General features: G+C 35.1%; 13 protein-coding genes and 1 tRNA gene. 9 read left to right on the top strand and 5 right to left on the bottom strand.

Features of this window, described 5'->3' with window-relative positions:
• The first annotated feature begins 16 nt into the window (after positions 1-16).
• From M0D21_RS05670 to M0D21_RS05655, 4 genes are all read left to right on the top strand, one after another.
• Entirely contained in the window at positions 17-1,408 is a 1,392-nt protein-coding gene (locus M0D21_RS05670; protein WP_248327480.1) for an ankyrin repeat domain-containing protein, read from the top strand.
• A gap of 7 nt (positions 1,409-1,415) precedes the next feature.
• On the top strand, positions 1,416-1,943 hold the full coding sequence (locus M0D21_RS05665) for a GNAT family N-acetyltransferase (protein WP_248327479.1): 528 nt from the start codon (positions 1,416-1,418) through the stop codon (positions 1,941-1,943).
• 118 nt (positions 1,944-2,061) lie between these two features.
• Positions 2,062-3,267: a DUF418 domain-containing protein gene (locus M0D21_RS05660; RefSeq protein ID WP_248327478.1), complete on the top strand. Its 1,206-nt coding sequence runs from the start codon at positions 2,062-2,064 to the stop codon at positions 3,265-3,267.
• Between the two features lie 33 nt (positions 3,268-3,300).
• Positions 3,301-3,729: a DUF1801 domain-containing protein gene (locus M0D21_RS05655; RefSeq protein WP_248327477.1), complete on the top strand. Its 429-nt coding sequence runs from the start codon at positions 3,301-3,303 to the stop codon at positions 3,727-3,729.
• Between the two features lie 14 nt (positions 3,730-3,743).
• Here the strand turns inward: M0D21_RS05655 and M0D21_RS05650 are convergent, their stop codons facing one another.
• On the bottom strand, positions 3,744-4,604 hold the full coding sequence (locus M0D21_RS05650; protein ID WP_248327476.1) for an AraC family transcriptional regulator: 861 nt from the start codon (positions 4,602-4,604) through the stop codon (positions 3,744-3,746).
• Between the two features lie 127 nt (positions 4,605-4,731).
• Between M0D21_RS05650 and M0D21_RS05645 the strand changes: the two genes are divergently transcribed.
• From M0D21_RS05645 to M0D21_RS05630, 4 genes are read left to right on the top strand one after another with little or no spacing between them, the layout of a single operon-like run.
• Positions 4,732-5,664 carry a dihydrodipicolinate synthase family protein gene (locus M0D21_RS05645; protein WP_248327475.1) on the top strand — a complete coding sequence of 311 codons (933 nt, stop codon included), beginning with the start codon at positions 4,732-4,734 and terminating at the stop codon, positions 5,662-5,664.
• Between the two features lie 2 nt (positions 5,665-5,666).
• Positions 5,667-7,250, top strand: coding sequence for an aldehyde dehydrogenase (NADP(+)) (locus tag M0D21_RS05640; protein WP_248327474.1), 1,584 nt, complete (start codon positions 5,667-5,669; stop codon positions 7,248-7,250).
• A gap of 2 nt (positions 7,251-7,252) precedes the next feature.
• Positions 7,253-8,260 (top strand): 4-hydroxyproline epimerase, encoded by a 1,008-nt coding sequence (locus tag M0D21_RS05635; RefSeq protein ID WP_248327473.1) that lies wholly within the window; start codon positions 7,253-7,255, stop codon positions 8,258-8,260.
• Positions 8,261-8,283: 23 nt separating this feature from the next.
• A complete protein-coding gene (locus M0D21_RS05630; protein WP_248327472.1) occupies positions 8,284-9,528 on the top strand; it encodes an NAD(P)/FAD-dependent oxidoreductase in 1,245 nt (414 codons plus the stop codon).
• Positions 9,529-9,541: 13 nt separating this feature from the next.
• On the opposite strand, the gene M0D21_RS05625 is transcribed toward M0D21_RS05630, so the two are convergent.
• From M0D21_RS05625 to M0D21_RS05610, 4 genes are all read right to left on the bottom strand, one after another.
• Entirely contained in the window at positions 9,542-10,642 is a 1,101-nt protein-coding gene (locus tag M0D21_RS05625; RefSeq protein ID WP_248328221.1) for a DUF4407 domain-containing protein, read from the bottom strand.
• A gap of 123 nt (positions 10,643-10,765) precedes the next feature.
• Entirely contained in the window at positions 10,766-12,637 is a 1,872-nt protein-coding gene (locus tag M0D21_RS05620; RefSeq protein ID WP_248327471.1) for a M56 family metallopeptidase, read from the bottom strand.
• A complete protein-coding gene (locus M0D21_RS05615; protein ID WP_248327470.1) occupies positions 12,634-13,005 on the bottom strand; it encodes a BlaI/MecI/CopY family transcriptional regulator in 372 nt (123 codons plus the stop codon). Before M0D21_RS05615 ends, M0D21_RS05620 begins: the two co-directional genes overlap by 4 nt.
• Positions 13,006-13,120: 115 nt before the next feature.
• Entirely contained in the window at positions 13,121-14,509 is a 1,389-nt protein-coding gene (locus tag M0D21_RS05610) for a dipeptidase (protein WP_248327469.1), read from the bottom strand.
• Between the two features lie 150 nt (positions 14,510-14,659).
• Here M0D21_RS05610 and M0D21_RS05605 point away from each other — a divergent pair.
• Positions 14,660-14,741: transfer RNA gene (locus M0D21_RS05605), tRNA-Leu, on the top strand.
• The last annotated feature ends 37 nt before the right edge of the window (positions 14,742-14,778 follow it).

The raw sequence follows: 14,778 nt of genomic DNA, 5'->3' as shown, positions 1-14,778 counted from the left end.
CCATAAAATCCACATCATGAAAAACAAAATATGCATCGTCATCATTTTCTTATTTAGTTTTCATGTATCTGCACAAAATATCTTCAGAACTGTTTGTCAAGGAAAAACAAATCGCTTGGACAGTCTGCTACAAACCACATCTATTGACAAGAAAGATAATCGAGGGAGATCCTTACTGCACTGGGCAATAGCATGCAAACAAAAAGAAACCTTTCAGCTTTTAATCGAAAAAGGTATCGACATTAATGCAGAAGATCATCAAAAAAGAACAGCAATGGATGTTGCAGTGCATTTCAACAAAGAAGATTACTTTGACACCCTTATTAAATTACAAAAAGATAATTCCTGGATCGACACATACGGAACTGCTCTATTACAAAAGGCCGTACTCAATAAAAGTGATCTTTTCGTAAAGAAACTCGTAGAATTGGGCGTAGATGTAAATCAAGAAAACAGCAGAGGAAGTACCGCTCTTGAAATAGCAAAAAGAATAGATGCTGACCAAATATACACCTTATTGGTATCTCTGGGCGCCAATAAGGATAAAGTTCGTAACATGACTTTGAAAGGCTCATATATGGGACAGGAACCTCCGGGTACAAGTGCAAAGTTATTTGCTCCTAATTTTATTTCTACAGAAGAATCTGAATTTGGATCGGTATTTAACAAAGACGGCACAGTATTTTACTTTGGTGTTGACGTAAATGGAAAAAATGAGATTCGCTACTCAACAAAAGTGAATGATACCTGGTCAAAACCTCAAATCTTTCTTTCGCATGAAACCTATGGCTACAACGATCCTTTTCTTTCTAACGATGAAAACAGGTTATACTTTATTTCTAATAGTGCTTTAGATGGAGAAGGTGACCCGAAAGATATCGATATTTGGTATGTTGAAAAAAGGAATGGAAAATGGTCTGAGCCCATCAATGCAGGAACAAATATTAACTCAGGTGGTAACGAATATTACATCTCTTTTACCAACGATGGAACCATGTATTTTTCATCAAACGGCAATGCCTCACCAGAAAATAAGGGATCAAACTATGATATCTACTATTCAAAATTCAATAACGGTACATTTCAAAAATCTGTTGCTCTTGGAGCAGCAATAAATTCTACAGCATATGAAGCAGACGTATGTATTGCTCCAGATGAATCCTATATTATTTTTTGCTCTACCAGAGAAAATAGTATTGGGCAAGGAGATTTATACATCAGTTTCAAAAAAGAAGATGCCACCTGGACAAAATCGGTAAATATGGGGCCCGAAGTAAATACCAAAAATTATGAGTACTGCCCATTTATTACCAAAGATGGTAAGTATTTATTCTACACTAGTAATCAAGATATTTACTGGATAAGTACAGAGATTATTAAGCAGCTAAAAAAGAAAAATTTGGAATAGTGATAACATGAATAACGCTAACTTTCCTGAAATTCGATCAAAACGGCTTTTATTAAGGCAACTACAACCCACCGATTGGGAAACTATTTCTTTTTTACGTTCAGACAAAAAGGTCAATGAATTTGTAATAAGACCCGGTGCCAAATTAAAAAAGGAAGCTTTAGCATTTATCTCAAAAATCAATAAAGGTATTATTGATAAAACTTTATACTACTGGGTAATTACAGAAAAAACCAACCCAAAAATGATTGGTAGTATTTGTCTTTGGAATTTTTCTGAAGATAAAAAAGTTGCTGAAGTTGGCTATGATTTGCATCCAGAACATCAAGGAAAAGGAGTTATGACAGAGTCTCTAAAAAGTGTAGTTCGTTTTGGTTTTAATACTTTACACCTGGAACATATTGAAGCATTTACACATCAACTAAACGAAAGCTCTACCAGATTGCTTGAAAAAAATGGATTTAGCCTCGTTCCAGGTAAAAAAGACGAACATAACCTAAACAATATAGTCTATGACATCAAAAAAAGCCCTTAACCCAATACTACTAATCATATATTTTTAGTTTATTTTCCAAAACTTATAATTCTCTACATAATTTAAACTGTTTAGAAATAAAACATAGATTCGAATATTAAAAACTGAATACAATACATTGAATAAAACACCTGTTAAAACACAAAAAAGAATTGAACTATTAGATGTTTTCAGAGGATTTGCCATTCTTGGAATTTTTGTGGTAAATATTGTTATCATGAATTCTACCTTCCTAAATCAGGATGTATTTGCAAAGCAATGGACCGCAACGGTAGATATCATGACTCAAAAGGTGCTGCAACTGTTTTTTTATACAAAGTTCTTCCCTATTTTCTCTTTACTTTTTGGGTTAGGGATTTCGATGCAGGTCTTAAAAATGATAGAAAATCACAAACTTTCATTTTCTTTCTTCGCCAGACGAATGTTTGTTCTTTTCATTTTTGGTCTCTTACATATTATACTATTATGGTCCGGAGATGTACTACATATTTATGCCATTTTGGGTCTTTTGACCATATTTTTCATAAAAAAATCAAATACTTTACTACTTACGTTATCTGGTATTTTACTATTCTTTCCGTTTTATGATCAATGCTTTACATTTCTATTCAAAGTCATCAACTTTACTCCTGAAATTTACCTTAGTGATTATACCGGTGAAACGGTAAATACCATCATCAAAAACGGCACTTATACTCAAGGAATACAATTACGATATCTAGAATATCTTTCTAACATCCCAATGTTAGTAGGATTTTTAGCGCCAATTGCTCTATCAATGTTCTTACTAGGCTTGTATTTAGGAAAAAACAAAATCTACAATACTTTAGACACCTTTATCACACAAATAAAAAAACCCATGATACTCATCACCATTGTAACTAACCTATATAGAGTATCTTTTTTATTCTTTCTTACCGATTTAGAAATTTATAAAAACGAAGTTATAAGGTCATTACTGATAAAATTGATGGTAGTGTCTGATGTTGTCATGGGATTGTTTTACTTATGGGGTATGGGAAGGCTTTGGTATCACACTACACTTAAAAGAATCTTATCTCCCATACAATATGCAGGAAGAATGGCATTGACCAATTATATAATGCACAGTTTCATAGGTGTATTACTATTCACATCTATAGGATTTCGGCTTTATGAAACCTTAAGCCCTTCACAGGCTTTACTTGTTGCCATGATTGTATTTATAATACAAATAATACTAAGCAAAATATGGCTAAGCTATTTTAAATTTGGACCTTTAGAATGGGTTTGGAGATGCTTCACCTACAAGAAATTACTCTCCATAAAAAGAAGTGATGTCTAAACAAATACTTAGAAAACATTTTAAATCTAAAAAATGAACAACCTAAAACTAAAATCAAATTCTGAAGTACAATTAGTATTTGATAAGTATCCCGATGTAGCAAAGGTGAAACTTTCAAATCTTCGAGAGTTGATTATTAATGTTGCAGATGAGACCGAAAACATATCTATGCTAGAAGAGACATTGAAGTGGGGAGAGCCTAGTTATATAACCAAACATGGGAGTACACTTAGAATGGATTGGAAACCATCCAGCCCAGATCAATATGCCATGTATTTTCAATGCACAAGTAAGCTAGTTCCTACTTTTCGAATAGTATACAAAGATATTTTTCAATTTGAAGGTAACAGAGCTATCGTTTTTAAAATAAAAGAGGAACTTCCCGAAAAAGAACTGAAGCAATGTATTAAAGCTTGCCTGACCTATCACAAAATCAAACAATTACCACTACTAGGACTGTAATACCTTTTCAACTATCAAAACATAGATGTTTTCTGTTGTTGTTTTCTATAAGCAGAAGGTGTAAGGCCTTTTATTTTTCTGAACTTTCTATTAAAATGAGATAAGTTTTTAAATCCGCTAGCATACGAAGCCTCAGCAATGGCCATATCAGGGTGTTTTAGGAGAATACGGCAAGAATTTTCTATCCTCACTTCTGTGAGAAACTGAAAAAAAGTTTTATTCGTGCGTTGTTTAAAATATCTGCAAAATGCATTCGATGTCATATTTGCTATTTCCGAAACCTCTTGCAAGGTAATATCTCTATGAAAATCATTCATCACCAACCGAAAGACTTTAGCCATTCGTTGTCCTTCATTATCTGTATAGCTTTTTTTGGTAATAGTTGAAGATATAGTTTCCAAATTGTCCTTACCAAGTATTTTAAGCATCCCTAAAAAAATAATCAATCTATCTAACCTGTCTTTTTTCTTTCTAATCGTTAAAAATAACTTTTTAAGCTCTTCTTTGTTTTGAGTAACCTTAATTCCAAAAACAGACCGCTCAAAAAAACCTGATAAATTCTCAAATTCAACGAGTTCAAAAAACTGCGCTCCAAAAGAGTTTTTAGTAAAAAAAACAGATAGCATATGAGATAAGGAAGAAGAACTGCTACTCTTTAGCACATGAGGAACTTGACTGCCAAAAATAAAAATATCATCTGGTTTAAAACTAGTAACCGTATCACCTACAATTAAACTTCCTTCTCCAGAAATAATCCAGGATATCTGAATCTCTTCATGTTGATGAAAAGCATCATAGAATACCACTCCTTTGTCTTCTTGAACAATAAGAGTATCTGTGGTTGCTTTAGGTATTTTAAAAGGTAGAGCTTTCATTTACTACATCAATATTAATCAATAAAACTAAAAAAATACTTATTCAAGTTAAAATAGTATCAGTATCTGATAATTTATTAATAATCATCCCGGTAGTTTCCCAATATCTTTGACCAAAACAATTCATATGGCAATAGAATGGAAGGGTGTTATGCCCGCTGTAACCACAAAATTTACCGATCAAGATACTTTGGACCTGAACATGTTTGAAGTGAATATAAATGCACAGTTAGAAGCTGGAGTGCATGGAATAATTTTGGGTGGTACTCTGGGAGAGGCTAGTACACTTAGCGATGATGAAAAAAGTACCCTGGTAAGAACTACAGTAGCATTAGTAAAGGATAAGGTACCCGTTATTATCAACATTGCAGAACAAACCACTAAGGGAGCTATAAAAGCAGCCGAAAAAGCTAAGAATGATGGTGCTCATGGATTGATGATGTTACCCCCAATGCGATACAATGCTGGTAAAAAAGAAACCTTAACGTATTTTAAAGAAGTAGCAAAAAGTACAAGTTTACCAATTATGGTTTACAATAACCCTGTTGATTATAAAATTGAAGTTACTTTAGACATGTTCGAAGAGTTATTGAAATTTGAAAATATTCAAGCCGTAAAGGAATCTACCAGAGACATCTCAAATGTTACCCGTATAAAAAACAGGTTCGGAGATCGTTTAAAAATCTTAAGTGGTGTAGACACATTGGCATTAGAAAGTTTGTTAATGGGTGCAGATGGTTGGGTAGCTGGTTTGGTCGATGCTTTTCCGCAAGAAACAGTTGCTATTTATGAATTACAAAATGCAGGTAAAATTAAGGAAGCTTTACAAATATATAGATGGTTTTTACCATTGCTTGAATTAGACATTAATCCTAAATTAGTGCAAAACATAAAATTGGCAGAAGTAGCTACTGGTATTGGTACTGAAAATGTTCGTGCTCCTCGATTACCTTTAGAAGGTAAAGAACGTGAAAGGGTACTTCATATTATTGAAAATGGTATTAAGAACAGACCACAACTCCCGAATTATAAGAATTTGAATTCATTCATCACATCATAATTATGATCACAGGTAAAAACTATATTGGTAATCGTCTATCGGCAACAGGAGACAATACATATACCACTTTTAATCCCAAATTAAACATTGAAAACGAACATACCTTCTATGAGGCATCGCAGGACGAAATTAATGAGGCACTAATCTTGGCATCTACTGCCTATGAAACCTATAAAAAAATGCCTGGGGTAAGAAAATCTGCTTTTTTAAATACTATTGCTGATGAGATTCTTGCGTTAGACAATACTCTTATTCAGGCTTATATGGCTGAAAGTGGTCTCCCCGAAGGAAGAGCGATTGGAGAAAGAGGCAGAACTATTGGGCAACTTAGAATGTTTGCTAAACTAGTTGAAGAAGGTTCTTGGGTAGATGCTACCATAGATACAGGCGACCACAATAGGACACCCATACCTAAGCCTGATCTACGTAAAATTTTAATCCCCTTAGGGCCAGTAGTTGTTTTTGGCGCAAGTAATTTCCCATTGGCATATTCTACAGCGGGAGGAGATACGGCCTCTGCATTGGCGGCTGGTTGCCCGGTCATTGTTAAATCACACCCAATGCACGCGGGTACTGGAGAACTGGTTGCCTCGGCCATTATAAAAGCTGCTCAAAAAACAGGAATGCCCAATGGGGTATTTTCTAACCTCAATAGCAAAGGTATAGAAGTAGGCACACAGCTAGTTAAGCACCCTGCAGTGAAAGCAGTTGGTTTTACAGGTAGTATTCGAGGAGGTAGAGCACTTTTTGACCTTGCCTCTCAACGACCAGAACCAATTCCTGTCTTTGCAGAAATGGGTAGTATTAACCCCGTTGTTATTTTACCTAATGCAGCTCACAATCAAGGAGAAATTCTTGCTAAAACCTACGCAAAATCCATTACTCTGGGAACTGGTCAATTTTGTACAAATCCGGGGCTAATTTTAGGGTTGAAACGTAATAGCTTAGATAACTTTATTCAAGTATTGGCTAATGAAATCGCAACCATCGAACCTTCATGCATGTTACACCCTTCAATTGTAACTAATTATGAAAAAAACAAAGAAAACGCACTTCAACAAAAAGGAACTACAACCGTATCTGAATATACAGACACTTTAGCTCCAAATTATGCCAGACAGGCTGTAGTAAAAGTAGATGGCAAGACATTTTTAGAAAATCCAGTTTTGCATCAAGAAGTATTTGGTCCTTTTTCTATAGTAGTGGCATGTAAAGATCAACAGGAATTAGAGACCATTATTTCAAATCTTGAGGGCCAGCTTACGGGCACTATTATTGCCGAAAACAAAGAAATAAAAAAATATACCACGGTCATAGAAGCTCTTCAAAACAGAGTTGGAAGAATTATCTTTAACGGCGTGCCTACAGGCGTAGAAGTTTGTCCAGCGATGTTACATGGAGGACCGTATCCAGCTTCTACAGATAGCAGATTTACGGCAGTTGGTATACATTCGATCAAACGGTGGGTTCGACCATTTAGTTTCCAGAATTGGCCCAATGATGCACTCCCAGATGAATTGAAGAATGAAAATCCGCTCAATATTTCCAGATTATTGAATGGCGAGCAAACCTATAATCCTATTTGAAAATGGCAAGAACAACTTTTACTTGCATTGACGCACATACATGCGGAAATCCGGTTAGAGTAGTCACTACCGGGCATCCTCCTTTAAGAGGTTTGTCTATGAACGAAAAAAGATTACATTTTTTAAAAGAATACGATTGGATTCGTCGTGGATTAATGTTTGAACCCAGAGGCCATGATATGATGAGCGGAAGTTTTTTGTTTGAACCTCATGACCCTCAAAATGACTTTGCAATTCTGTTTATAGAAACTTCTGGATGCTTGCCTATGTGCGGTCACGGAACTATTGGCACTATTACCATAGCCATTGAAGAAGGTTTAATACAACCCAAAACACCGGGAAAAATAAAAATGGAAGCCCCTGCAGGAGTTATTGAAATTGAGTATCAACAAACAGGTAAAAAAGTGGACTGGGTAAGGTTAAAAAATGTAGCTTCTTATCTCGCCGAAGAAAATTTAAGCGTAGATTGTCCAGAATTAGGAGAATTGTTTTTTGATGTTGCCTATGGCGGAAATTTCTATGCTATTTTTGATCCACAACCCAATTTTGAAGGCATGCAGGTATATACTGCTGCCAAACTTATTGGGTATTCTCAAATACTACGAGAACGAATTCATGCAAAATATCCTAATCTTTTTATACATCCCGAAAACGTTACTATTCGTGATGTAAGTCATATTCTGTGGACCGGAACTCCAATACATTCAAATTCTTCGGGAAGAAATGCCGTTTTTTATGGAGATAAAGCCATAGACAGATCCCCATGCGGGACAGGAACTTCTGCGAGAATGGCTCAATTATTTGCTAAAGGAAAGCTTAAAAAAGGAGAAGAATTTATTCATGAAAGTTTTATTGGTAGTACATTTATAGGAAAAGTTGAAAGCGAGACAATACTTGGTGATAAAAAAGCTATTATACCAAGTATACAAGGATATGCCAAAGTATATGGATACAATACCATCATTATTGATGATGATGATCCTTATGCTCATGGATTTCAGGTGATATAAACTATAAAACAAAGTCACAAGTAATGAAAAGCTGCATCGTTATAGGAGGAGGAATCATTGGGTTATGTTCTGCATATTATTTGCAAAAAGAAGGGCACCAGGTAACTGTGATTGATCAATCATCTATGGATTATGGAGCATCATATGTTAATGCAGGATACCTGTCGCCAAGTCATATCATCCCACTTGCGGCACCCGGAGTAATGAAAAAAGGCGTAAAATGGATGTTTAACTCTTCTAGTCCATTGTTTATAAAACCAAGACTTAATTCTGACTTTTTGCGATGGACTATAGCCTTTAATCGATCTTGTTCTATCAGAAATGTGAATAAAGGCATCCCTGCAATAAAGGACATTGCTATCATGGGAAGAGATTTATATGCAGATATAAAAAGTACAGAAGGTTTTACTTTTCAATTACAGCAAAACGGTCTCTTAATGATATGTCAAACTGATAAAATGCTGAATGAGGAAATACACGTTGCCGATATCGCAAAAAAAGAAGGTTTACCTGTAAAAACAATTTCTGCAAAAGAATTACAACAATTACATCCAGATACAAGAGTAGAAGCCAAAGGTGCGATTTTATATGAATGTGATGCACATACAACTCCTGGTTCCTTTATGAAAGAGATGAAGGAATATCTAGAATCATCTGGAGTTGTATTTTACAAAAACGAAAAAATCGAAACTATATCTGTTAAAAACAAAAAGATTACATCAATTGGTAATGCCCATAATATTTATACGGCAGATGAATTTGTTCTGGCGGCAGGATCATGGTCAAAATTACTTAGCAAAGAACTTGGTTTAAAATTACTTTTAGAAGCAGGCAAAGGATATCGAATAAACTCTCAAAGGAATTTGGGAATTACAACCCCGGCAATTCTTGCAGAAGCCAAAGTTGCTATTACCCCTATGGATGAATTTACTCGCTTTGCAGGAACTATGGAAATAGCTGGAATTAATCACAACATTAACAAAATAAGAGTAGAAGCTATAGCAAAAGCTACTCAAAAATACTTTCCCGAAATCGAACTCAACAAAGTTGAAAAAGATAACGCCGCATGCGGACTTCGACCCGTTACTCCAGATGGAATGCCATATATAGGAAAATCATCAAAATGTGACAACCTCACTATTGCAACAGGGCATGCGATGATGGGCTGGAGCATGGGTACATCTACCGGAAAACTGGTTTCTGAATTAATTTCAGATAAAAAAACCTCTCTAAATCTTGATGTCTATCATCCCGATCGTAAGTTTTAAAAAAGTATCTATTCTATAAAATACCGGTTTGTCTTTTGTAAAAAGCATCTTGTTGCTTCTTCATCATTTCTCGGGCTATCTTTTTCTTATAAGCATATAATTCTTCTTCTTCCGAAAGATCACCATATACCCTATCATTGATATCAAAATCTGTTTGTAAAACTACTTTACGCTGCGCTTCCTTTTGCTCAACCCAAGTTTTTATTTCACCTTCGGCATCTTCCAATTTATAATCATATTCTCCTTTTGGAGATAATAACTTGGCAAAAATTGGAGAAGTTTCTATAGCCAAAAACAGCAAAAAAATGAAAAATGACGGCAACCAGGGTAATTCATTCAAAGCAGTGACCCGTGCCATTAATCCATCAAAATTATCGATAATAGGTTGCGAGTTTACTACCTGATCTTCATATGCAGTTGCTAGTTCTGTTTTTTGAGCCTCTAATCCGGCAATTTTATCAGCATTATCTTTTTTGATTGCTACCAATTCTTCTAGTGCAGCATCATGCTTTTCTCGTTTTTCTTTATATACAGGTCCTTTTCCTACGATTTCTGTTCCTTTGCGACCTTCGGCCTCTGCAATATAGGTCTCATAGAGATCATTAACTTCTGTTTCTTTTGTAGTTATTTCCTGTTTTAAAGCATCAATCTCACGATCAATTGCTGTTATTGAAGGTGTATATTGCGTAGCTATTTGTTCTTTATTGGCAAGAGTCAAATCATTTTTTTGTTCCAGCAATACTCGATCAATTTCTTTTTCAAAAATCTTTAGTTCCAGGGGTTTTGAAATTACAATAGCGATAATAATTGCTAAAATAATTCTAGGTGAAGCTTGCAAGAGCTCATCAAGAAAATTATCTTTTTTCTTAATAGTAGATACGATGAAACGGTCCAGGTTAAAAATTAGGAGTCCCCATATCAACCCGAAAAAAATCGCGGTAAAATAATTATCAAAAACGGTATACAATGCATAACTGGCAGCTATAAAAGCCATTATCGCTGTAAAAAATACGGTTGCCCCTATCCCAGCATATTTATTTTGTTCTCCGCTAGCGCTCTCGGCCAAAATATCTGCATCGGCTCCAGAGCATAAAATAAAAAAACGTTTTAACATCATCTAAGGGTTTTTGATTGATAATGAGTTTATAACGGCAGTTTAAGTATAAATGTTGCATAAAAAAACTCCCAATTGGGAGTTTTAAGATTTTTTATAAACATTTGAAAACCAGACACTCCTCTAATCATTATCTTTTGCTGCTTTTCGTCTTGCTTTTCTTTCTTCTTTTCTATTCTTTTCTTGTTCTTTACGAGCTTCTTTAAGAGCATTTTGTGCCGCTTTTCTAGCCATTTCCTGAGCCTTTCTGGCTTCCTTTAACGCCATATCTCTTTCTTTCATCATTTCTTTACGAGCCATTTGAGCTTCTTTCATTGCCATTTCCCTTACTTTTTCGGCTTCTTCTCTAGCCAAACGAGCATGTTTCATAGCCTCCTCTTGTGCTTGATGTGCTTGCGCTCGCACCTTATGAGCCTCTTCCATAGCTATTGCTCTAGCTTTTTCAGCAGCTTCACGTGCTTTTTCGACTTGTACCATAGCTTCCTCTCGTACCCTATGAGTTTGCTCCTTTACTCTTTCGGCTTCTCTCCTAACCCTTTGTCTTGCATATTCTGCACGTTCTCTGGCTCTTTCTGCCTGCAACATTGCGATTTCTCTTCTTTGTTCTCTTACCTCATCGACTTCTTTTTCTTCGTTTTCTTCTAAAGCCAATTCTTCTTCTTCAAATTCTTCCTCCTCTTCGGTATCAGAATAAGTCGGTGGTGCCGGAGCTTTGGGTGCTCTAGGAGGTTTAGGAGCATTGCTTTTCGCCGCTTTTTTTGATATTGAAGGAGGTGGTGGAACATTACCAGTTTGTCCTTTTCTTACCATTGGAGCAGGAGGTGGTGGCGGAATCAGATCGTGCTTATCAGGATTTGATTTGTACAGACGAGTAGTTCTATATGCTGTATTTATCTTTTCGACCAGTCTCTGATCGACATTCTGCAATTTAACATCAAAATTAAACCCTTTTAAATCATCATCATTCCAGTCTTTGGTAATGTTGTCGATTTCTGTAGAAAGGTTATCCAAGGTAACTGAAGATCCATTTATTTTTATTTGATCATTCTTTACCCTAATTTCTATCTCTTTGTCCTGTGTACTTGTTGTTTTACTGTATCTCCAATTATTTTTTTCCTGAGCCACTATTTTATTATTGAAGAATAATAAACATAAGGCTAGAACAGGAATCACAGCTAGTAATTTAAGAGTAACTCTCTTTTTTGAAAATTCTTTGGTCATCATCTGTAATCGTTTTTTGGTTAATGAATAATTTATCGTACTTGTTAGCTCAGTGTGATGAGTACTGTTGGGGTAGTTAACAAGCAAGTTTACATAACGTTGTATTGAAAACTTGTGCTTCAATACAGTTTGATCTGCAAGAAATTCATGGTTCAGTCTAATGGCTTTCTTTATCCAAATTAATAGTGGATTGAACCAAAAAATAACTTGCAATATCTCTACAAACAGTATGTCTAAAGTATGTTTTTGTTGTACATGTGCCCTCTCATGAAATAACACTTCTTCGGGGATAGATTTTTGTAAAAAATCTGATTTAGGAACAAAAATGTATTTCAAAAATGTATGAGGAATGATATTATCATTCAGTAAAACGTTGGTATATAAAGGTTCTTTTCGTCTTTCATTACCTCTTACTTTCTTACCAAGGCTATATAGATTTCTAATGAATCGGAATCCAAATACCAAAACACCAAGAATATAGATACTCCATAACAAAGTAGTAAGATCAGACTTAGGCGATTCTTCTACTTTATGCACATTCGTCATATATACTGGCGGTTGTAACTCTTCGACGGCAGCAACTATCTCTTCGGGGTTGATGTAAACCACTTTTTCATAGGTAAAAGTGATAAGAGGAATACTATATGCGAAAACAATACTACATATAAGAAAATACCTCTTGAGATTGTGCACCTTCTCCTTTTCAAGAAATACCTTATAAAAAGATCCCAATAGTAATAGGCAAAGTGATGATTTGATAAGATAGGCTATCATTGTTTTTGCTTTTTTATTTGTTGATCTACAATATTTTTAAGCTCTTCTAATTCTGAAGTTGAAAGATTGGTCTCTGAAGTAAAAAAAGATGCAAATTGTGAAGCCGAATTATTAAAAAAGTTTTTAATCAACCCGTTAACATGTTTAGAAAAATAATCTGTTTTTTTCACCAAAGGATAATATTCTCTTGATTTACCGTAAAGCGTATAATCTACAAAACCTTTATCCTGCATTCTTTTTAACATTGTTGCTACTGTAGTCGTCGCAGGTTTAGGATCAGGAAAAGCATCTAACAAATCTTTCATAAACGCCTTTTCTAATTTCCAAAGGTATTTCATAAGTTGCTCTTCGGCTTTTGATAATTGCATTGCTCTACTTAATTAGAATTAACTCTACAAATGTAGAGTAAAAATTCAGAAATACAAATTCCAAAGGCTTAAAAATAAAAAAACCACTCATTTTGAGTGGTTTATTATTATTTTCCTAAACACTTAATTCGGTAAAATATTTATAAAAATAAGGAATGGTTTCTATTCCTTTTAAATAATTCCACACTCCAAAGTGCTCATTGGGTGAATGAATAGCATCACTATCTAGTCCAAATCCCATCAAAATTGTTTTGCTCTTGAGTTCTTTTTCGAATAGGGATACAATTGGTATGCTACCACCGCTTCGCTGTGGTATTGGAGTTTTACCAAATGTATCTTCATAAGCTTTGCTTGCTGCTTGATATCCAATATTATTGATTGGTGTCACATATCCTTGACCTCCGTGATGAGGAGTTACTTTTACGGTCACAGCTTCTGGAGCTATACTTTCGAAGTGTTTTTTAAAGAGTTCTGTAATTTCTTCCCAATCTTGATTTGGAACCAAACGCATTGAAATTTTGGCAAAAGCCTTGCTTGCAATTACCGTTTTTGCTCCTTCGCCAGTATAACCACCCCAAATACCATTTACATCAAGTGTAGGGCGTATAGAATTTCTTTCATTTGTTGTATAACCTTCTTCTCCGTATACTGCATTAATATCTAATGATTTCTTGTAATTCTCCAAAGAAAAAGGAGCTTTGGCCATCTTTGCCCTTTCATCACTCGATAATTCTTCTACTTTATCATAAAATCCTGGAATTGTTATATGATTATTTTCATCATGTAAAGAGGCGATCATTTTTGTGAGTATGTTTATTGGATTTGCAACAGCTCCCCCGTATAGCCCACTATGTAGATCTCTATTTGGACCTGTAACTTCCACCTCAACATAACTTAAACCACGTAATCCTGTAGTAATAGAAGGTACATCTTTGGCGATCATACCTGTATCACTAATTAAAATAACATCATTCGAAAGTTTTTCCTGATTTCGCTCTACAAACCATCCAAGACTTTCACTCCCTACCTCTTCTTCACCTTCGATCATAAACTTTACATTACAAGGCAATTGATTTGTCTTGGTCATCAGTTCTAATGCTTTCACATGCATATACATCTGACCTTTGTCATCACACGATCCACGGGCAAAAATTGCACCTTCAGGATGAATTTCAGTCTTTTTTATTACAGGCTCAAAAGGAGGACTATCCCATAAATCTAAAGGATCTGGTGGTTGTACATCATAATGACCATAAACTAAAACCGTAGGTAGGTTTGTATCAATTATTTTTTCACCATATACGATTGGGTATCCCGGAGTTTCGCAAATTTCGACCATATCGCATCCTGCATCTTCTAAGCTTTTCTTTATGGCATCAGCTGTTTTGATAACATCATTCTTATAGGCCGAATCGGCACTTATTGAAGGTATTTTGAGTAGTTCTACGAGCTCCTGAATAAATCGATCTTTGTGCTCCTGAACATAGGATTGAATTTGTTGCATGAGATGAGTTAATTTTTATTCAAAAGTAGTAAAAGTTTATATTTTTCGAGAAGGTTGTTTTTATTTTAAAACTATTGTTTATATTTGCACCCGCTTACTAGTAAAAGTGAGCTTGTTTGTACTGAGTCCTAAGTGGTACAAATAATACATGCGGGCGTGGTGGAATTGGTAGACACGCTAGACTTAGGATCTAGTGCCGCGAGGTGTGAGAGTTCGAGTCTCTCCGCCCGCACGACAAAAAACAAAAACCGACTTTAATGAGTCGGTTT

This window comes from Aquimarina acroporae (assembly GCF_023195925.1).
GTDB classification, from domain to species: domain Bacteria; phylum Bacteroidota; class Bacteroidia; order Flavobacteriales; family Flavobacteriaceae; genus Aquimarina; species Aquimarina acroporae.
The sequence above is the reverse complement of the archived record's forward strand: the minus strand, read 5'-3'. Positions and strand labels throughout refer to the sequence as shown.